Source organism: Nonomuraea composti (assembly GCF_012034275.1).
GTDB classification, from domain to species: domain Bacteria; phylum Actinomycetota; class Actinomycetes; order Streptosporangiales; family Streptosporangiaceae; genus Nonomuraea; species Nonomuraea composti.
The window spans coordinates 116104-137624 of sequence record NZ_JAATEP010000032.1 but is presented as its reverse complement, the minus strand read 5'-3'; the positions used below and the strand labels follow the sequence as shown (position 1 = coordinate 137624).

Sequence of the window (21521 nt, the reverse complement as noted above, 5' to 3'; positions counted from 1 at the left end):
AGGCGGAGTTCGTCGTACGCAACACCTGGTCGGCCTCCTGCACCGAACGCGGAGTACAGGTGTGGCGGACCAAGGGCATCTCCTCCTCCACCACCTGGAACACCCAGGACACCTCTGGCTTCTGGCTCGACAAACTCGACACGAGGTCGTTCGCCTACGGCTACGACGGCTGCGCCGCCAAAGACGCCGAGTTCGATGTCAGATCCGCCGTGCAACTGGCCGCGAAGAGCAACTGGTCGACGCTGACGTTCGGCATGCGGGCCACCGACGAGGACGACGCCTACGGCTGGAAGCGCTTCTCCGACGACGCCTACCTGCGCGTCAGATACAACCGGCCGCCGCCGCAACTGAAGATGTCGCAGCTCACCATGGAGTACGGCGGCATCTGCAAGCGCCCGCCGGACGCCCCGTACGTGCGCACCCTCGGCAAAATCTACGCCAACCATGTCACCGACCCCGACGGCGACGAGGTGTCGGTGGAGTTCAGGGCCGAGTGGGAGGGCGGATCCTGGTCGCCGACGAAGCGGCTGACCGGGCCCAAGAAGTCCGGGTCGGACTTCGTCATCACCCTGCCGTCGACGATCCCGAAGAACGTCCAGGTTCACTGGTTCGCCCGCGTCTATGACGGATTGCGGTATTCGCCCTGGTCCCACGAAGGCAGCCCGACGTCCTGCTACTTCACCTACGACCCCACCGCGCCCAAGGCACCGACAGTCAGCTCTCCGGAATACCCGCCCTTCGACACCGAGGACCCCAACGCCCCCTGGTATGACGGGATGGGCCAGTACGGCGGATTCACCCTCAAGAGCGGCGACACCGGCGTGGTCAAGTACTGGTGGGGCCTGAACGTCGACGCCTCCTCCGACCACGCGATCGCCACCACCGCCGGAGCCGACAAGACGATCAAGCTGCTGCCCGCCCAGATCGGCCTGAACACGCTCTACGTCCGCTCCTTCGACGCGGCCGGGAACGCCTCCGCCCCCTACAGCTACCGCTTCCGGGTCCGGTCCGGCCAGCAGGAACGCGCCGCCTGGCAACTGGACGAGAACGCCGGCGCCACGCAGGCCGCAGGCGCCGGCGCCGAATGGCCCGCCGCGCTGCAAGGAGGGCTGACCCCGGGCGGCGAGGGCGTCGCGGGCGCCGGCGGCCTGCACCTGGACGGCGTCGACGACCACGCCGCCACCGAGGCACCCGCGCTGGACACCTCCAGGAGCTTCTCGGTGTCGCTGTGGGCGCGGCTGCCGGCCGACCGGGCTCCCACGGCGATGACGGCGATCTCGCAGACGGGCGTCAACACCAGCGGCTTTCAGCTGACCTATCTGGGCACCGGCTGGACATTCATGACGCATGCGGTCGATGCCGCGGCGGCGCCGGAGGTGAAGGCCGTGCAGCCGCCCTGCCCGTCCGGCGATACGGCGTGCGAGGCCTCCCGGCTGGGTGTCTGGACGCATCTGGTGGGCGTGTTCGACAACGCCGAACAGCAGATCAAGCTGTACGTGAACGGTGTGCAGGCCGGACAGGCCGGCTACTCCCGACCGTGGGACGCCCGGGGCAGGACCGTCCTGGGCGCCGAGGGCATGCGGCACGACTGGGTCAGGAGCTTCTTCGCCGGAGACCTGGACGAGGTCCAGCTCTTCGACTACCAGCTTCCCGACGACCAGATCCTGCGCCTGTCCGGCAAGCAGCCGGTCACCACCAACCGCCCCGCCAAGCTCGTCTGGAACCTCGACGAGGACGCCGGACAGCCGCACGTGACGGGCCGGCCCCAGCAGGCTAGCGCGGCCCTGCGCGGCGGCGCTCGCGCGGGCGTGCTCGGCGTGCGTGGACAGGCGCTGGAACTGGACGGCACCGACGACTACGCGGCCGTCGGCCGCCCCATGGTCGACACGGCGCAGAGCTTCACCGTCTCGGCCTGGGCCTGGGTGCCGCCCGACAAGGAGGCCAGGAGCATGTCGGTGATCGGCCAGGCGGGTGTCAACCACCGCGGTTTCGAGCTGTACCACTCCTCGGCGTCCGGATGGGTGTTCATGCGAGCCGATGCCGACAGCTCCGCCGCGACGCCGATCCGCGCCGTGCAGGACCCGTGCGGTGACGGCACCGTCACATGCGTGGACGCCGGGCTCGGCGAGTGGTCGCACGTGGTGGGCGTGTACGACAGGGACGCGGCGGTCATCCAGCTCTACGTCAACGGCGAGCTCAGGGCCACCCGCCCCTTCACCACGCCGTGGTACGCCGGCGGCGAGCTGACCATGGGCGCGGCGGGCCCGGTGGGCGGCTCGGCCGGCCCGGTGAGCTTCCTGCGTGGCAAGCTGGACGACCTGCGCCTCTACGACCGGGTGCTGTCCGCAGGCGAGGTCAGCCAGCTGTTCAGGCAACGCCCCGTGGTCACCGCCCGCTGGAAGCTCATGGCGGCCGACGGGACGCTCACGCGGGACGACACCGAGCCGCGCAACGACCTCACCCTGAAGAACGGCGCCACCGTGGCCCCCGGCTTCATCGACGGGCAGCTCACCCTCAACGGGGCCGGCCAGTACGCCGTCACCGCCGCGACGCCGGTGGACACCAGCGGCAGCTTCACGCTCGCCCTGTGGGCCAAGGCGTCGTCGTTCCCCAAGGAGCAGACGGCCGTGCTCACCGTGCCCGGCGTCAAGCAGAGCGCGATCACCCTGCGGTACGTGCCGCCGCCTCCCAGCGACGACCCCGAAGACACGCCCACCGACCCGGGCCGATGGCAGGTCACCATGGCCGACGCCGACACCGACGGCGCGCTCGTCGCCCAGGCCGAGCACGGCCAGTTCTACGGCCCCACCGATCCGACGCACCTGGCGGTCGTCTACGACGCCTTCGCCAACGAGCTCACCCTGTACGTGGACGGCGAGGCGCAGGGCCTGGGATGCGCCGACGACGATGACGACGGCGAGCAGGACGATCCGGCCTGTGAGGCGCAACTGTCCTGGACCGACAACACCCGCACCTTCAAGGCCACCCAGCCCCTGCAGCTCGGGCGCGCCAAGACCGGCGCGTCCACCTGGGGCGAGTACTGGCCCGGCCTGATCTCCGACGTGTGGACCTTCCAGGGCGCGCTGAGCGAGCTGCAGGTCGCGCACCTGGCGGTCGGCCAGCCCGGCCTCCCCTCGCAAGTCCCTGGCAACTGAAGGGTCGTCATGAGCAACATCCGATGGTGGCGGCGCCTGTCCGCGGCCCTGACCGTGATCGTGGCCAGCGGGCTGCTGCAGGTGCTGCCGTTCACCCCGCAGGTCGCCGCCCAGGACGACGGCTCGCCACGGCAGAGCGAGCCGGTGCCCGGGGCCCTTGCCCCGGCCAGGCCACGGCCGGTGGACAAGGTCCCGGCACCGCGGAAGGCGGCGGCGACGTGGCCGGCCGCCGGCGCGTCGGCCGGCGCCGGCGTCCAGGTGAAGGTGCTCGGCCGCGACAGCGCCCGCAAGGCGGGGACGTCAGGGCCGCTGTTCACCTTCGCGCCCACGACCGGCCTCAAAGCCCCGTCCCGGCAGGTGACCCTCGACTACACGGCCTTCGCCGAGCTGTACGGCGGCGCGTACGCCTCCCGCCTGACTTTGGCCGAGCTGCCCGCGTGCGCACTGACCACGCCCGCCGAGCCCGAATGCCGGGTGAAGACACCCGTCGAGACGGTCAACGACGTCGAGAAGCACACCCTCACCGCGCGCCGGGCGCCCCTGCGGGCCGGCGCGCCCACCGTGCTGGCCGCCGTCTCGGCGGCGGCCGGCGACAAGGGGGACTACACGGCGAGCCCCCTGTCGCCCTCAGCCACCTGGGCCACCGACCTGAACACCGGAGACTTCGGCTGGAGCTACCCCATCGCCGTGCCGGACGTGCCCGGCGGGCTGACCCCCGACCTGAAGCTGTCCTACTCCTCCGGCGCCATCGACGGCCGCACCTCCAGCACCAACAACCAGGCGTCCTGGATCGGTGACGGCTTCGAGCTGTCGCCCGGCTACATCGAGCGCAGATACAAGCCGTGCTCCGAGGACGGGGTGAAGAACGCCGACGGCTTCAAGGTCGGCGACCTGTGCTGGGCCTACGACAACGCGTTCATCTCCTTCGACGGCAAGGGCGGCGAGCTCGTCCCGGACGGCAAGGACACCTGGAAGTTCCGCGGCGACGACGGCAGCAGGATCCAGCGCCTCTACGGCGGCACGGGCGACGTGCGCGACAACGGCGCCAGGAAGGACGAGTACTGGAAGCTGACGACCCCCGACGGCGTCCAGTACTACTTCGGCTACAACCGGCTGCCCGGCTGGAGCAGCGGCAAGCCGACCACCGGGTCCACCTGGACGGTGCCGGTGTTCGGCGACGACGCCGGCGAGGAGTGCCACGCCGACAAGATCAGCGACTCGTGGTGCCAACAGGGCTGGCGGTGGAACCTCGACTACGTCGTCGACCCGCACGGCAACGCCATGGCCTACTACTACGAACAGGAGACCAACTCCTACGGCCGCTTCCTGGACAAGACGAACAACACCCGATACGTGCGCGGCGGCGTGCTGAAGTCCATCGAGTACGGGCTGCGCAAGGACACCGTCTACACCACCGCCGCGCTGGCCAAGGTCAACTTCACCAGCGGCGAGCGCTGCCTGCCCGACAGCGCGACCGGCGCCACCTGCTCCTCCATCGAGCAGGACGCCTTCCACTGGTACGACACCCCCTGGGACCTGAACTGCGAGAGCGGCGAGGACTGCGACGAGGGCCGGATGTCGCCGGCATTCTTCACCCGCAAACGCCTGACCGCCATCACCACCGAGATCGGCGGCAAGCAGGCGGACTCGTGGGCCTTCACCCACCGCTGGGGCATGGCCGACACCGACTACCAGCTCCTGCTGTCCTCCATCCAGCGTTCCGGGCACACCGCCACCCCCGCGATCACCCTCCCGAAGATCGTCTTCACCTACACGCAGCGGGACAACCGGCTGGACAAGACCGGCGACGGCTACGCGCCCTTCATCAAGGAGCGGCTCAAGAGCATCTCCGACGAGGCCGGCGGCCAGATCGACGTCGTCTACTCCGAGCCCGACTGCGGATGGAACAAGCTGCCCGTACCGCAGACCAACACCACCCGCTGCTTCCCCCAGTACCTCGGCGGCAGCTCAACCGACGACCCCGAGCTGAGCTGGTTCAACAAGTACGTGGTCACCGACGTGATCCTGAGCGACCGCACCGGCGGAGCCGCCGACCAGGTCACCTCCTACGACTACAAGGACGGCGCGGCCTGGCACTACGACGATGACGACGGCCTGACCAAGGAGAAGTTCAAGACCTGGTCGCAGTGGCGGGGCTACGGGCACGTCCAGGTGCGCACCGGCGGTGCGGACGGCACGATGAAGACGCAGTCCGACACCTACTTCCTGCGCGGCATGCACGGCGACAGGAAGGGCCGGGACTCCGGTGACGGCACCAAGACCGTCGAGGTGAAGCTGGAGGACGGAGAAGGCGACCCGATCACCGACCACGAGTCGGCCGCCGGGTTCGCGTACAAGACCGTCACCTACTCGGGCCCGGGCGGGACGGTGCTGGCCAAGACGGTGACCAGGCCATGGCACCGCGAGACCGCGAAGAAGGAGCGGGACTGGGGGACCATCACCGCCAACTTCACCGGCACCGCCAGCTCGAAGTCCTGGACCTCGCTCGACGGCGGCAAGGGCGACAAGTGGCGCACCACCTCCGTCGCCAACACCTACGACACCGTCGCGGGCCGCCTGGTCAGCGTGAACGACCTCGGCGACGACTCCACGGCCGCCGACGACACGTGCACCCGCACCACGTACGCCACCGACAGCGGCCTGCTGATGCTGCCGGCACGGGTCGAGACGGTCGCCAAGGCGTGCGGCGCCACCGCCACCCGGCCGGACGACGTCATCACCGACATCAGGTCCGCCTACGACGGCGGCGCCTACGGGACCGCCCCGTCCAAGGGCGACCCGACCGCGACCGCCGTGCTACGGAAGTACTCCGGCACGACCGCCGTCTACCTGGAGTCCGGCTCGGCCTACGACGGCTACGGGCGGGTGACCTCCAGCACCGACCTCACCGCCGACGTCAAGGTCACCAGCGGTGGGACGCTGACCAGGACCGCGCGCACCGACGGCCGCACCACGACCACCCAGCGCGCCCCGGCGACCGGCGTGGCGACCACCGTGACGACGACCACCCCCCGGGCCAGGCCGGACGACCCGGCCAGCACCCAGGTCACCGTCACGACGTTCAACCCGGCCCGCGGGCTGCCGACCCGCATCGTGGACACCAACGGCAACACCACGAACCTCGCCTACGACGCCCTCGGCCGCACGAGCAAGGTCTGGCTCCCGGACCGGCTCACCGGCCAGACCCCGACGTACGAGTTCACCTACTCCATCACCGGCGAGCAGGCCGCCGCCGTCGGCACGAAGACCATCGGCAACCTGGGCGAGCAGCAGACCTCGTACACGCTGTTCGACGGCTTCCTGCGCCCCCGCCAGACACAGAGCCCGGGCCCCGAGGGCGGGCTGCTGATCTCCGACACCCTCTACGACGAGCGCGGCCTGATCGGCGTCGAGTTCGCCACCTACTACACCAAGGACGGCAAGGCCGGACAGCTGTTCAAGCCGGCGAACGCCCTGACCCTGGAATCGCAGTTCCACCACCTCTACGACGGGCTGGGCCGCGAGACCGAGGTCAAGCAGATCGCGGGCAACAGCGACGGCGGGCAGGTGCTGTCCACCACCAGGACCGTCTACGGCGGCGACCGCGTCACCGTCATCCCACCCCAGGGCGGCACCGCGACCACCACGGTCACCGACGCCCGCGGCCGGACCGTCGAGCTGCACCAGCACCACCAGCGCGAGGCCGGTGCCGCCGCCGACGTCACCACCTTCGCCTACAACCCCGCCGGCAAGCTTGAGAAGGTCAAGGACCCGGCCGGCAACACCTGGACCTACGCCTACGACCTGCTCGGCCGGCTGACCGACGCCACGGATCCCGACAAGGGCGCCACCCACAACGACTATGACGAGCGCGGCCAGCTGACGCTCGCCACCGACGCGCGCGGCTCGCTCGCCTACCTCTACGACGGGCTCGGCCGCAGGACCCAGCTCCGCACCGGCTCGGCCACCGGTGAGCTGCGCGCCGAGTGGACGTACGACACGATCAAAGAAGGTCAGCTGTCGGAGTCCACCCGGCACGCCTCGGGCCGGACCTACACCTCCCGGGTGACCGAATACGACCGGCTCTACCGGCCGGTGACGACCGAGGTCGCCATCGACGCCGCCGAGGGCGCGCTGGGCGGGACCTACCGGGCGAGGACCTCCTACAAGGTGTCCGGCCTGCCGGAGGGCAGCGGCTACCCGGCGGCGGGTTCGCTGCCGGCCGCGACCGTGAGCTACGCCTACGAGGACGTCACCCTGCGGCCGGCCACCGTCAACGCCTTCGGCGTCACCGGGACGACGAGCTACTCCTACACCGGCAAGCCGCTGACGTACAGGATGTCGGTCACCGGCGGCAAGCTGACCGAGGTCGCCAACGCCTACGAGTACGGCACGCAGCGGCTGGCCTCCTCCACGGTGCACCGCCAGGATGTGCCGGGCGCCGACCAGTCCGCCTCCTTCCGCTACGACCAGGCCGGCAACGTCCTGTCGGTCTCGGACGTGTCCGCCCCCGGGACCGACACGCAGTGCTTCGCCTACGACTACCTGCGCCGCCTGACCGAGGCATGGGCCCAGGCCACGACCTCCTGCACCGGCACCCCCTCACCCGGCGGGCCCGCCCCGTACTGGCACACCTACGGCTACGACAAGGTCGGCAACCGCGTCACCGAGACGCAGCACGACCCGACCGGCGACACCACCAAGGACGTCACCCGCACCTACGCCTACCCCGAGGCGGGCAAACCCCGCCCGCACGCCGTCACCTCCATCACCCCCTCCACCGGAGCGGCACCCGACACCTTCGACTACGACGAGACCGGCAACACGCGCACCCGCGTCGTCGCCGGCAAGGGCCAGACCCTCGTCTGGGACGCCGAAGGCCGCCTGGCCAAGGTGACCGACACCGACGGCAAGATCACCGAGTACCTCTACGACGCCGACGGCAACCGTCTCATCGGCCGCACCCCGACGGAGACGACCCTCTACCTCGGCAGCACCGAGATCACTCTGGCCAAGGGCGCCACCGCCACCCAGGCCACCCGCTACCTCGACCTCGGCGGCGGCCACCAGGCCGTCCAGAAGGACAACGGCTCCGTCTCCTTCACCATCGCCGACCATCACGGCACCGGAAACCTCGCCGTGGACGCCACCACCCTGAACCTCACCCAGCGCCGCACCCTGCCCTTCGGCGGCCCGCGCGGCACCCCGCTCACCCTGTGGCCGGGCACCAAGGGCTTCGTCGGCGGCATCGACGACACCGCCGCCACCGGCCTGACCCACCTGGGGGCGCGCGAGTACGACCCCGCCATCGGGCGGTTCCTCAGCGTGGACCCGCTCATGGACCTGGCCGAGCCGCAGAAGTACCAGGGCTACGCCTACGCCGGCAACAACCCGCTCACCTACAGCGACCCGTCCGGCCTCGACTACGGCTGCGGCGGCGGATCCTGCGAATACGGGTCGGGCGGCAGGAACAAGCGGCCCGATGACGACACCATCCCGGACGCCCCGCGCGGCAGCGGCGGCGGCATGTACGTGCCGCGCAGCAACGGAGGCGGCGGCGGTGGTGGTGGCGGCGGTGGTCATGCGAAGCCGCGTTACCGGGCTTGGGTGGCACAGGACGACGCGGTCGTCATCGAGAACGTCCGCGTTCCCACCCAGGCCGAGCTCATGGAGAAATGGCGCACCGACGACCCTGACATGGCCCTGGCGACCTGGGCGTCGGCCGAATGCAACAGAGGGATGTCGACCAACGTCAAGTTCTGTGGCGCCGCCAGAGACCTGGGCTTCTTCGACGGCCTCAAGCGCGGCGGCGGCTTCAGCCTCCTCGGGCTGCTCGGCGTGGAGGACGCCGTCAACTGCGTCAAGGGATCCGGCAGCGCGTGCGCCTGGACGGCCGTGGACATCGGCCTCAGCGTCGCGACCAGCGGGCTTGGCAAGGTCGCCGGCAAGGTGGCCAAAGCCGCCAAGGTCGGCGCGAAACGCGGCGACGTCGTCGAGGACGTCGCCAGGGCGTGCAGGAACAGCTTCGTCCCGGAGACCCGCGTGCTGATGGCCGACGGCACGACCAAGCCCATCAAGGACGTCAAAGCCGGCGACAAGGTCATCGCCACTGACCCGGAAACCGGCCGCACCGGGCCGGAGCCCGTCACCGGCACCATCACCTCCGAGGGCGTCAAGCGGCTGGTCCGGGTCAGCCTGCGGAGCGACGACGGTGGCGCGGTGATCGCGACCGAGCATCACCCGTTCTGGGTGGACGCGCTGCGCCAGTGGGTCACCGCCGATGCGCTCCAGCCGGGCCAATGGCTGCGGACGTCCGCCGGGACGTACGTGCAAGTCACGGCCGTGCAGAAGTGGACGACTGTACAACGGGTCCACAACCTGAGCATCGCTGATCTGCACACATATTACGTGCTGGCGGGAAATCGGGATATTCTTGTCCATAATTCCGACCCTTGCTGGATGCCGGATGGGCGAACCGATCACATTCCCTCGGAGTGGGGGAGCGGAAAACCGAACAAGAAGGGCGTTGGAACTCGCTGGCAGGATCCAGAAAATCAAGGGAACGGAGTGCGGGTCGATCGAGGGAATCCCGATAATCCGCAGCCTTCTCAACAGGTCGATCATGTAGTGGTCCGGTACAATGGTAGAGTCATCGGCAGGGATGGCAACCCCATCACCGGGTCGATCAAGGACGATTTCGAGAATGCCCATATCCCATTCAGTGAATGGTCCAAATGGTCGACATGGTATAAGCCATGAATGATGTCAGGTTTCCTGAGGGCCGCATGGAGATTGTCTCCGCAGTGGCTGCCCTCGCTAGTCGCGATCACCAGCGACGTGTCTGGGTGGAGCGCCGGTATCCCCGCAAAGACTACTATGATGACTTCTCGACTAATGTCCACATCCTGTACGACGACACGCGTGTCCTGGAGGATCCGTCCGCGGCAATCGGGATATACCTGCGTTCCGAGCAAGAGGCTGCGGCGCTGGCGAATCTGGCAGAGATTCTCAATGCCGTATTCGCTGAAATGGGGACCGAGTCGGCGGACAGCGAGTATCTGAAGTCGCGTCTCTGGGAATCTGTGATCAGATCGGCAAGTGTGGCACTGCACGCCTTGCTGGCGGATTAGAGCAAGATCGCATCTGCCGGGGCTGTCGGCCCAACGCTCTGCCCCGAACGTGCCCTGTTCCGGCCCAAGCATGGTCGTCATGGCCGGGTGCAGGGTGGTCGTGAACCAGGCAAGATCGTACTGGGCCCATCCGGTCCCCAAGTCACACCGAAGGCATCGGGCACGTGCCCGGTCACCGATGGTGGCCGAGCACGCTGCTCCGGCGCGGCATGGGGCGCGCGGAGGTTCGCCTGCCGTTACCGGCTCAGAGCCCGGCCGCACGCAGCCGGGGGCGCTCGGCGCGGGAGCCGTGCGGCGCCATCCATTGTCGCTGAAGTCGGTGTGGTCGCCGTTGTAGGTGATGACGGCGCCCTTGTAGCCGATCTTGTGGTAGAGCCAGAACAGGCCGTACGGGTAAGCCGGCGCCGATTCCGATGAGCAGAGTCGCTGGCTGCCTGGGTGCTGCACGGCTGTGTCTACCCAGGAGACATCGTGCCGGTGGCGCGGGGAGATCAGGAAGGCCGGCCGACGGGTCCCGCTCTGACCTCCGTGGCGGCAATCGCCGAATATGATCAGATTCTCCAGTGGCTCGCGATCATTGGCGCAGAGCCGACACGTGTTCATGAAGAAATGCTGTCGCGGTGCGCCTCGGCTGAACGGCATCACCGCCTGTTCAGCCGGCCATCAGCTCGTGGGGGCACGCCGCCACGTCGCGTCGAGGTCGGCACAGGTGACGAGGATCGTTCCGCCGATCAACTGGATCTCGTGCACGCAGCCACTGTCGCCCGGCCGGATCTCATCGAGCTGCACAGGACCCAGAACTCCCTCCGGGTCCTGCGAAACGTGGCAGGTGGAGACTTCGCGATAGGAAATGCACAGGATTTCGGGGTGGATGTCGTTGAACGCGAATGTGGCGCGCGCCGAGATCGCGCCACCAGTGCTGGAGACGATGATTTCGCGAAGCCTCAGATCCTTCACGCAGCGCTCGCTGCGAAAATCGTAATGATCGGGATCCGTGGCGAACCGGCGAGCGCCCGCCGGCAACCGCGACGCGAAAGACTTCAGCGCCGCCAGATAGGGAGCGGGGTCGAGAAGATATCCGGTCTCGTTACGCTCGATGAGCACGAAATCCACCGATCCCACTCCCTTGTGAGGCGACCTCATGGCTCTAGGAGGCGGTCAGCAACGCGGCCGCTTCCAGGCGTCCCCCTTGATGTCATCGCCGGGTTTGAGGATACCGGCCCGCCTCATGAAATCGACCGCGTACCCCTTCAACACCGATTCGAGCTCTGGCGGTGCGTTCTTGGGTATGCCGAGGCTGTGCTTGGAGAACCAGCCTTCCGAGCCCCACACCCCATATTCCACATGGTTGTAATAGACGTGGATCTCGAACTGGTTGCTTCCTCGCCACGTGTCCATCCTGCCGGTGTACTTGCCGAAGAAGGTGAGCGGATCGAGCGCGCGAGGCTCGCTGTAGACCTCGACGGCCTCATCGGGCTGGCCCGCCGCGGAAAGGCCGCGAGCGAGCCGGGCGGGGCACGACGGAGGCTTCTTGGCGTCGGCGATGATCTTGCGCAGCCGGTCGACAGCGCGTTTCGCCTTCTTGGTCTCGCTGTAGAACTTGTCGATGCCCGACCCGATCCGGATGATCGCCTTGCTGACGGCGGGTATCTTCCCGATCAGAGTGAGCCAGCTCCCGGCGTCGACCAGCGCCGTGAGGCATCGCTCGACGGCAGGTGAGCCGACGCACCGCCTGACATTCTCCACGCCGAAGACTTCCAGCAGGACTCCGCCGCCGTTGTCCCGCACCCATTGCATGACGTCCCGGCTCGCATCGGCCTTGGCCGTGCGGAACTCCTCCACGCACGCGTCGCCGCAGACCTGTCGCAGGATCGTCTCATCGTCGGCCGTCAGATCGGGGCCGGCGTCGCGGCTGCCGCTCGCGGCGGCCGCGGCCCTGGCCTCCTGCTCTTCCTTCCTTTCCTGCTCCTCGGCCCGCTGGGCGGCTTGATCGGCCTCCTTCGCGCTGTTCTGCGCGTTGCCCGCGGCGGTCTGCGCCGCGTCGGCGTCCTGCTCGGCTCGTGTGGCGAGGTCACGGGCGTCGGAGGCGTCATGCTCGGCCGTGCTGGCCGCGGACCTGGCCGAGGCGGCGTCCTTCTCCGCTTCGTGTGCTGAGCTGCGGGCGCTCGCCGCGTCGGCCGCAGCGTCCCGGGCGGCTGTCCCGGCACGGAAGGCGTCAGCTTGTGCTTGCCGGTCGTACTCGGCGGCACTGGCGTCGGCTCTCTTGGCTGCCGCCGCGGCGTCGGCGGCCTTGGCGGCCGACGCCCGGGCCTCGGCGAGGGAGGCGGCGGCCTTCACCGCGTAGTCCGCCGCCTGGGCGGCCGCCTCCGCCGCCTTCTTGGCGTCCTGAGCCGCCTGCGCGGCGAGTTCCTTGGCCTTCTTGGCCGCCTTGGCCGCTTCCTCCGCCTTCGCCTGGGCAGCGGCGGCCTGCTGAGCAGCAAGGGTCTTGGCCGTCTGCCCGACCAGGACGGCGAACGCCGCCGAATAGTCGCTCTCCTGATACGGCATGCCCATCGCGATGGCGTCATCGGCGAAACTGGTCGCGGCCAGCGCCGTGTCCCGCGCGGCCAGCCCGGCCTGGGCGGCCGCGTAGGCGTGACCGGCGGCGCTGACCGCGCCCGCCATCGCCTGATCGGCCTCCGCCCGTGCCGCGACGGCCTCCTGACGCGCCTTGACGGCCTTGTCGGCCGCTGTCTTGGCGAACTCCTCGGCCGCCTTGACATTCGCGGCCGCCTGCTCGGAGGCCTCGATGGCATCGGCCGCCGCCGCGTGCGCCGTCATCGCGGCCGAGTGCGTGGTCGTAGCGGCGGCCCAGGCGCCGTGGTAGGCCGACTCGGCCCGTTCGGCGGCCGCGTCGGCCACGGTCACGGCCGCACGTGCGGCGATCGCCGCCTGGCCTGCCTCATCCGCGGCGGCTCGCGCCGCGCCGGCCTCTCGCGTGGCGGTGTCCGCGGCGGTTCTGGCCTCGGCCGCGAGTTCCTGAGTGGCGGCCGCGTCTTCCGTGCCCGCAGCGGCGGCCGCGGCCGCGTCGAGAGCCCGGACCCGGGCCGCCGTCGCGTCCTTCCTGGCTTCCGCCTCCACTGCGGCCTGCCGCGCGGCGGCCGCCCTGTCCTCGGCCGCCTGGGCGGCCACCTCCCTTGCTCCGGCGGCGTTGCCGGCCTCCTCCGCCGCGTCGCGGGCGGCCGCGGCCGCTTCTTGATGCGCCTGCGCCCGGCCCTCGGCCTGAGCTGCCTTGGCCCGCTCGTTCTCGGCCGTTCTGCGCGCGCCCGCCGCGACGGCCCGCTCGAGCTCGGCGGCCGTCCGCCGCTCGGCGGCGATCGCGGCGGAGTCACGGGCGGTCTTTTCTGCGGCTTCGGCTGTGGCCTGTGCGGTTACGGCCCGGGTGGCGGCCTGGGCCGCCTGGTACGCCTGCGCGGCCGCCCCGTAGTAGGCCGCACCGGCCTGCGCCGCGGCCTCCTCGGCCGCCGCGCGCCGGAATTCGGCCTGCAGCGCGTGAGCCTGGGTCTTGGCCAGGGCGAGCAGGGCTTTGCTGTCGGCCACGGTGGCCTTGGCCGCGTTCACCGCCGTCTCCGTGGTCTTGGCGGCGGCGTTGACTGCGGCGGCGGACGCCTTGGTGACCTGCGCCGACTGCTGCGCGTACAACAGTCCTCTGCCCCGGGGAGTCTTCGCGGCGTCAGCTACGGCCTGTGCCGAGGCCTGCGCCTGCGCGGCGGCGGTCTCGGCGTTCTTGGCCGTGACGACCGCCTTGCGGGCGAGCACCAGGTGCTCCTGCGTGCGCGTGCGCGCCGCGGTGAGATCCTTGGCCGCCTGGGTGAACAGCGAGGCCTTCGGCCGGTTGAGATCGTCGGCCGGCTGCCCCTGCCAGTATTTCTGCCACTGCAGGATGCTGTCGGCCTGCCAGGCGGCCCCGATCGAGGCGATCATCGCCTCGGTGGCGTCCCGCAAGGCCTGGGACGCCTGCACTTCCGCGCTGACGATGGCCGCCCGCGGCTGGGCCTGCGCCGCGACCTCTGCCTCCCACTCGGCGTGCGCGGCGGCGATCACAGGATCCATGACGCCCGCGGGGTCGAGCGGGTTGAGGGAATCGCAGGCCGCCCAGGCAACTTTGAGGGCTTCGACCTGCGTCCGGAACTCCTGCGACTCCGGTGGCGCCGATATGCTGGGGAAGCCGCCGTACTGCAGCAGCATCGCGATGTCGTTGGCGGACGGCGACGGGTTCCTGAGCAGGGCTTCGCCCAGAATCCTCGTCACGCTGCCGGCCGGGCTTGCGGCCACCAGCTCTGTGGCGCGCTCCTTGGCTGCCTGTCCCGCCACGGGTGTCCCGTCGGTGCCGATCAGGTCGTACGACAGCCGCTGCCGCTCGATGGTGAACGCGCGGACGCTCTCGTCGAAATCCGGGGCGTGATAGAGGTCGGCGTCCCCGAAGTAGCTCTGGGCATAAGGACGCAGCGCGCTCTCCCACCCACTGCGCCGGTCGGCCCACGCGGCGAGGTAGTCGGTGACGAGGTCGTTGTCCTTCCAGTAGGCACCGCCCACCGTGCCGATCTTCAGTCCGATGCCCTCCAGCGCCGCGTGCAAGCCGGTGTCGGAGCCGGCCAGTGCCTTCGACACGGCGCTCTTGACCTCTGGCCCGCCCGCGTGCAACGCCCTCCCGGCCAGGCAGCGGTCCCGCCTGGCCGTCACCCCGACGTCCGATCTTTGCGCCTGGGCGTCGTCCGTGGCTGCGGACGGCAGGGGTGAAGGATCGGCGTGCGCCGGGCCGGCATGGACGTTCGACAGTGCCAGTGACGCCACGACCGAGACTGTGACGGCCTTCAGCCTGACGGCTAAGCGGCCAGGCGCCTGGGCCCGACGGAGGTGGATTCGTTTTCGCATGCCCCATCACCTTCGTGATCCGTGGCGGGGGTAGCGAACACGGCTTCGGGAGACGCGCAGGGCGGGCCGCGGACGTTCATGGCCCAGTGGCGATCCCGAGCAAGGAAGCGCGCCCGCGCCTTCCGTCTCTTCCAGGTGATCATCGGGTGAGCGCGCCGAGCTCCGCATCTGTCGTCTGACTGGGTAGGACGACCCGCCGGACGGACTCCGGCAGGTGCTTCGATCTGGCCGGTCGCCGGGCGATGCGAATCAGGCGGGCGGCCACGTGCGCCACGGCTCTCCCGGCACAACGTGCTACGAGAACAGGGCGAGCTTGTCGAGGGTGATCGGCAGGACCCGGACGCGAATTCCCGTCGCGTGGTGGACGGCGTCGGCGATGGCCGCCGCCGTCCCCATGATGCCGATCTCGTCGATGCCCCTGGAACCCATCGGGTTGAAGTACAGGTCCGGCTCGCCCACGTAACCCACCTCGACGGCGTCGACGTCGGCGTTGACGGCGACGTGGTAGCCGGCCAGGTCGTTGTTGACGACGCGCCCGAAGCGCGGGTCGGCCACGCTCTGCTCGTGCAGTGCCATCGACAGGCCCTGAACCCATGCCGCCGACGAGCTGGGAGAGGCGGTTTTGGAGTTGATCATCCGGCCCGTGTACTCCTCGGCGCTGGCGGTCTGCTGTATGACATCGTGCGTGAGCGCGGTGACCCGCCTGCCGGCGTGGGAGCTGAGCCGGACCCGCTGGATCGCCGCTGGACGGTAGTCGAGCAGCGCGAACATCTGCTGCCTGGTGAGGGTGAACTCCACCGGCCGATCCGGGATGAGCCGCGCCCCCATCAGGGCGAGCGTGGCGCAGGAGACGGGGTACGCCTTCGACGCGAATCCGCCGCGGACGTGCGGTGGGATGACCCGAATGCGCGCCTGCTCGAGGCCGAACGCCCTGGTCAAGAGCTGGCTGACCCAGCGCACTCCTGGGAAGAGCAGCGGGCAGTGAGCCGAAGACCGCCGGGTGCTGCGGCCTGTGCAGGCCGTTGCGGCCGGGCCGCAGTTCGGCGTTGTGCGGCCGCTGCTCGTGGTCCACGCGGATCAGGATCGCCGCATGCCGGGCGATCTCCAGGCTCTCCGCGACGACGGCGATGCGCAAGCCCCCGCCGGGCGTCTCTCTCGATCCGGGCAGGAGATCACCTTGCGGACGTCAACGAGCAGCCCAGGGATGCCAATCGCATCTGCATCAGGCCAACCAGGCTGGTGCCGTCGGCGAGGAAGGCCGCGTCCGGGCCCCCGGCCGCCAGTGCGACGGCAGATTCGCAGTCACCGGCCCGCTGATGCCGGAAGGCTTCATGATCGCGTGACCTCCGCGGTGGCCTGCGCGATGGTGGCGTAAGCGGCGCACCGGCGCACCGGCGCACGTCACCCGGCTGCCGTCGAGCAGCGCGGTGCAGGATCCACACTCGCCGTGATCGCATCCCTTGTTGGGGGCTGGTGTTGCCCAGCCGCGCCCGCAGGGCGTCCAACACTGTGGTGCGGTGTCGACCGTGAGACGATGCTGTTGCCCGTCCACCCGCAGCACGATTTCGGCGTCCATGTTGTGCTGTCCTTCGCTGCCCGTTCCTGGTCCCGGTGCTCGCACCAAGACCAGGACTGCCTTCGTGCCCCTGATGGGATGGCGCTACTTGAAGGGCGGGAACCAGACGTCCATGGCACCTCCTGCTCTGCGGCTGTGGTGGTCGTGAATCACCTGAACCCTAGGTATCCCCCTTCCAGGAGATATCGGTCGTTCGACTGGTCCGACTGATCAGACATGCTTGAGCGCCCCCGAGCCGATGGCGAGCTCCGCGGCGGTGACGTTGGCCGAGCACGGCGAGGTCGGCAGCGCGACCGCGTCCGCGACCTCCTGCGGGCCGGCCATCCGCCCGGTCGTCAGGCCCAACTGCTCCGGCACCATGATGTCCAGCATGGTTCCCGGTCGCTGCCGAACCGGCCGGCGAGCATGTCGCCCATCCCGTCCTAGGCCGTCCACAAAGGCGTGCGGACCGGGCCGGGTGAGGCGCCTTTCACGCGCACGCCATGGCTGCTGAACTCGATGGACAACGTTCTGATGAGCGTATTCAGCGCCGCCTTGGCGGTGCTGTACTCCACCAGCATGGGCAGCGGCAGCCTGGCGTTGTCGACGAGATGCTGAGGCCGCCGAGGCTCTGTACGGCCTGCTGCATGATCTGCGCCGGCGCCGCGGCGTCGGTGAGGTCCGCCTGCGCGTGCACAGGCCGGGCCGTCAGAGCTTCGAGTTCCCGGGGATGGTCTCGCAGGAGACGGCCAGCCCTTGACGCCCTCGACGAGCAGCATCTGGGCCGTGGTCAGCCCGATGGCCTTGGAGGTTTCGCTGACCGGCCACATGGCCGCTTAGTTGCAATCCATTCGAGATCACGGGGCATCGGCCCTGGGTCCGGTGGCGGACAATGGACGAGCCGTGTCACAGGAGGCGAGCCCGTTGTACGGCTGGTGATGGGCCGCCGTTCTTGACCTCGGGGCGGGGCACACACCCGACGGGGCCAGCGCCCGATTCCAGTCGTTCGACGGATTCAGGGGAATCGCTGCGCTTCTATCGTTCATGCGGGGGTGGACGCGCGCGTCCACCGGGCGACAGGGGGCGATGTCCGTGATCTTTACCAGTGAGCACCCGCACATCGGCCTCATCGAGGCGCCCGTGCATCAGGTGGTGCTCCGGCGTGCCGCGGAGTTCGGTGACCGGCCGGCGTTGATCGACGGACTCACCGGTGAGGTGACCACCTATCGTCAGCTCGACCAGCGATCCAGGCGCCTGGCCGCCGCCTTCGCCGCGGCGGGGTGCGGAAGGGCGACGTGGTGGCCCTGCACAGCCCCAACTCCGTCCTGTATCCCGTGGTGTTCTACGGGGTCTTGCGGGCCGGGGCGGTGGTCACACCGGTGTCCGCGCAGGCCACCGTCCCGGAGATGGCGGGGCAACTGGCCGACTCGCGGTGCCGGTGGGTCGTGACCGTCCCGGCCGGGCTGGGTGTGGCGCAAGAGGCGGCAAAGCGCGCGGGCGGAGTTGAGGAGATCTTCCTCTGCGGTCCCGAGCAGGACGGTCGCCCCTCGATCCTGGACATGCAGCGTTCGACGGCGCCCGAGCCGTTCATCGTGTTCGACGCGCGCGAGGATCTGGCAGTGCTGCCGTACTCCTCGGGAACCACGGGGGCGCCGAAGGGAGTGATGCTCTCGCACAGCAACGTGGCGACCAACCTCATCCAGATCGAGGCGTTCCTGCCCTCCCGGGTGGGGGAGCGGCTGCTGGCGGTGCTGCCGTTCTCGCACATCTACGGCCTGACCGTGCTGCTCAACACCCCGCTGCGGATGGGGGCGACCGTGGTGGTGCTGCCGCGTTTCGACCTGGCGGAGTTCCTGACGGCGATCGAGAGGTACCGGATCGCCAGCTTGTACGTCGCGCCGCCGATCGTGCTCATGCTCGCCAAGCACCCGGCGGTCGACGGGCGGGACCTGTCGTCCCTGGAGTTCGTGCTGTCGGCCGCGGCTCCGCTGGACGCCGGCCTGGCCGAGGCGTGCGCGCGCCGGCTCGGCCTGCCGTCCGTCGTGCAGGGGTACGGCATGACGGAGCTGTCGCCCGGCGTCAGCCTGTGTCCGCGCGGCGGGACGGACGCCCCCGCCGGTACGGTCGGACGACTGCTGCCGGGCACCGAGCTGCGGCTGCTCGACCTGGCCGCCCCCGGCAGGGACGCCGCGCCCGGCGCGCCCGGGGAGATCGCCATTCGCGGCCCGCAGGTGATGAAGGGCTACCTGGGCCGTTCCGGCGACACGGCCGCCATGATCGACGAGGGCGGCTGGCTGCACACCGGGGACGTGGGCCGGATGGACGGCGACGGCTGGCTCTACATCGTCGACCGGGTCAAGGAGCTGATCAAGTACAAGGGGTACCCGGTGCCGCCGGCCGAGCTGGAGGCGTTGCTGCTCGCCCACGAGGCCATCGCCGACGCCGCCGTCGTCGGTGTGTACGATGCCGAGGGCAACGAGGTGCCGAGGGCCGTCGTGGTCAGGCGGCCGGGCAGCGAGCTGGACGAGGATGAGGTGATGGCGTACGTGGCGGGGCTGGTGGCCCCGTACAAGAGGGTGCGTCAGGTGCGGTTCGTCGAGGCGGTGCCGCGCTCGGCCTCGGGCAAGATCCTGCGACGAGAGCTCCGTGACGCGGGCGACTGACCCGTCACCTGCGGCTGAGGAATGTCGGCGCGCGCTGCCGCGAGCCCTGCTGGCCGGTGCCGCCTTCCTGCTGGTCTGCCTGCTGCCCTTGAGCGCGACCGTGGGGGTGTTCGCGGCGACGGCCAGCACAGGATGGGCGGCTCTGGCTCTGGTCGTCGGCATCCTCGCCGGTGCCGCGCTGTCCGTCGTGGCCGGCGTCTTCTCCGAGGGGGACCCGGAGCCGCTGATCGGGTGTTTCGCCGTGGCGATGCTGCTCGGCCTCGGGCTCGGCGTGAACGGGGCCATCCACCTGGAGCAGGGATACCAGCACTGGTACGGCGTGTCCAAGCAGGCCCGGATCTCCCTGGTGCAGGTGGACAAGGCCAGGCGCGGGGTGCACTGCCGGTACATCCTGGGCGGCGCCTTCGCCGATCGGTGGACGGACGACTTCCCCGTCGAGACCCTGCCGCATCGGGCGGCGTGCCAGGCCAAGGTCGGCACGGTCATCGAGGTGGTGGTGGACCCTCGGCGGCGCGTCCAGTCACAGATCGCCGATGAGGTGGAGGGTATCGACACGGCGTTGTGGGCCGAGGGCGTGCTCCTGGCGCTGGCCGGGCTCGGTGGCCCGGTCACCGCGGGCCTTGCTTTCCAGACGGCCAAGAAGGCCGCGAAGGCGAGGCGGGCCGCCCCGGCACGGTTGATGGTCGATCGTGTCCCCTCGTGGCACCGGCAACGGCCGCGCCGGAGAAGGCAGTGATGATCGGCGCCGGGTTTCCGGCCCGCCGCGCACGGGCGTTGGATCAGGAGCAGGTGGAGGTGGCACGCTTGCCGTCGAAGCGGTCGCCGATCCACTCCAGGATGTCGGGCATGGCGCCGTCGTCGATGCCGGTGACCTGCCCGGGATAGGTGTCGTGCGCCAGCCCCGGATACGTTCGGTAGTCGACCCGCGCACCGGTACGGCACAGTGACCAGGCCACCTCGTCGGTCATGGCCTTGGTGACCAGCGTGTCGGCCTCGCCCTGGAGCAGCAGCAGCGGGCCGGCCACCGTGCTTCGCCCTGTGCTGTTGCGCTCCAGGAAGCGGGCGAAGCGCGGCTCGGTGAGGTATCCCGGCCGGACAAGCGCGGAGCCGGTCAGGTCGGTGTAGACGGCCGCGACCACGCCCAGGCACTGGCTGTCCACCGCGTCCAGCCGGGCCATCGCCTGGGGCGTCAGGAGCTGCGACAGTTGCAGGCCGGGGTCGGACGCCTTGGCGCCGGCGGCGATCAGCGGGACGAAGCCGCCGAGCTCGGGCTGCTCGGCGGCGTGCCGGACGATCTGGGTGATGTTCGCGCCGGGTGCGGTGACCACGGCGCCGAGGTAGCCGGGCTCGGGCCGGCGGACCTGCGCTTCCGCGACGGCCAGCGCCGCCGCCCCGCCCTGCGAGTGACCCCAGACGGCCCAGCTTCGCGACAGGCCGGGCACGGCGTCGCGGGCCGCGCGCAGGCCGTGGATCACGTCGTTGGCGGCGGCGGTCTTGTCGCCGAGGGCGTGCCCTCCGCTCGTGCCCAGGCCGGCGTAGTCGGGGGCGACCACGGCGTATCCGCTGTCGAGGAAGCGGGCCATCTGGTCGCCGTGGTAGAGGTCGCGCATCAGCGAAGGGGCGCAGTCGCGGGCGGTCCCGCTGGCCCCGTGGGCGTCCACCACCACCGGCCAGCCGCCCTTCGGCGCCCTGCCTTTGGGCAGGAGGACCACTCCGGACGCCGCGCGGTCGCGGCCGTCGGCGGTGCGGGAGTGGTAGAGCAGGCGGGTGGCGGGCAGCGGCCGGCCCGCGGTGGCGTAGTCCTTGGCGGCCTCCTGGCGGATGAGGGTGCCCGCCGGCGCCCAGGGCAGGGGAGCGGGGGCGTCGTAGAAGCGCGTGCGGGGCAGGGCGTTGGCCTGCTGCTGTTGCAAGGCAGCCTGGCACCAGGTGTCGCAGGGGTAGGGCAGGTACGGCTCGGCCTGGGCGGATGCCGGCTGGGCCGCGATCATCGCGGTCGCAGCAGCGAGCACCGCGACCACGGATCTGCGGAAGAAATTCATGCCGATTCCTTCGACGGTGAGTTGATCGAGCTATGGACGGAGTAGGGCGGCGCGGTGTGACAGTC

Annotated in this window: 11 protein-coding genes; 5 read left to right on the top strand and 6 right to left on the bottom strand. The window is 70.1% G+C overall.

Features of this window, described 5'->3' with window-relative positions:
• The 3 genes from HCN51_RS36485 to HCN51_RS36470 form a co-directional block, all read left to right on the top strand.
• A partial coding sequence (locus HCN51_RS36485) for a LamG domain-containing protein (protein ID WP_168016079.1) occupies positions 1–3155 on the top strand: 3155 nt, incomplete at its 5' end.
• Between the two features lie 9 nt (positions 3156–3164).
• Positions 3165–9914 carry a polymorphic toxin-type HINT domain-containing protein gene (locus HCN51_RS36480; RefSeq protein WP_206068302.1) on the top strand — a complete coding sequence of 2250 codons (6750 nt, stop codon included), beginning with the start codon at positions 3165–3167 and terminating at the stop codon, positions 9912–9914.
• The gene (locus HCN51_RS36470; protein WP_168016077.1) at positions 9911–10285 is read left to right on the top strand and encodes an SCO4402 family protein; all 375 of its coding nucleotides are present in this window, start codon (positions 9911–9913) and stop codon (positions 10283–10285) included. The genes HCN51_RS36480 and HCN51_RS36470 overlap by 4 nt, the downstream gene beginning before the upstream one ends.
• Before the next feature lie 663 nt (positions 10286–10948).
• On the opposite strand, the gene HCN51_RS36465 is transcribed toward HCN51_RS36470, so the two are convergent.
• The 5 genes from HCN51_RS36465 to HCN51_RS36440 form a co-directional block, all read right to left on the bottom strand.
• On the bottom strand, positions 10949–11398 hold the full coding sequence (locus HCN51_RS36465) for a hypothetical protein (protein WP_168016075.1): 450 nt from the start codon (positions 11396–11398) through the stop codon (positions 10949–10951).
• A 45-nt stretch (positions 11399–11443) separates the two neighbouring features.
• Positions 11444–15199 (bottom strand): hypothetical protein, encoded by a 3756-nt coding sequence (locus HCN51_RS36460; RefSeq protein WP_168016073.1) that lies wholly within the window; start codon positions 15197–15199, stop codon positions 11444–11446.
• A 294-nt stretch (positions 15200–15493) separates the two neighbouring features.
• Positions 15494–16159 (bottom strand): molybdopterin cofactor-binding domain-containing protein, encoded by a 666-nt coding sequence (locus tag HCN51_RS36455; RefSeq protein ID WP_168016071.1) that lies wholly within the window; start codon positions 16157–16159, stop codon positions 15494–15496.
• Positions 16160–16985: 826 nt separating this feature from the next.
• Positions 16986–17147 carry a hypothetical protein gene (locus HCN51_RS36445; protein WP_168016069.1) on the bottom strand — a complete coding sequence of 54 codons (162 nt, stop codon included), beginning with the start codon at positions 17145–17147 and terminating at the stop codon, positions 16986–16988.
• Positions 17148–17197: 50 nt separating this feature from the next.
• Positions 17198–17335: an SDR family NAD(P)-dependent oxidoreductase gene (locus HCN51_RS36440; RefSeq protein WP_168016067.1), complete on the bottom strand. Its 138-nt coding sequence runs from the start codon at positions 17333–17335 to the stop codon at positions 17198–17200.
• 663 nt (positions 17336–17998) lie between these two features.
• Between HCN51_RS36440 and HCN51_RS36435 the strand changes: the two genes are divergently transcribed.
• Together HCN51_RS36435 and HCN51_RS36430 are read left to right on the top strand one after the other, a co-directional pair.
• A complete protein-coding gene (locus HCN51_RS36435; protein ID WP_346433919.1) occupies positions 17999–19417 on the top strand; it encodes an AMP-binding protein in 1419 nt (472 codons plus the stop codon).
• Positions 19401–20153 (top strand): hypothetical protein, encoded by a 753-nt coding sequence (locus HCN51_RS36430; RefSeq protein ID WP_168016065.1) that lies wholly within the window; start codon positions 19401–19403, stop codon positions 20151–20153. The genes HCN51_RS36435 and HCN51_RS36430 overlap by 17 nt, the downstream gene beginning before the upstream one ends.
• A 43-nt stretch (positions 20154–20196) precedes the next feature.
• Here the strand turns inward: HCN51_RS36430 and HCN51_RS36425 are convergent, their stop codons facing one another.
• Complete coding sequence (locus tag HCN51_RS36425) at positions 20197–21456, bottom strand: alpha/beta fold hydrolase (RefSeq protein WP_168016063.1); 1260 nt, start codon at positions 21454–21456, stop codon at positions 20197–20199.
• Positions 21457–21521: the final 65 nt, after the last annotated feature.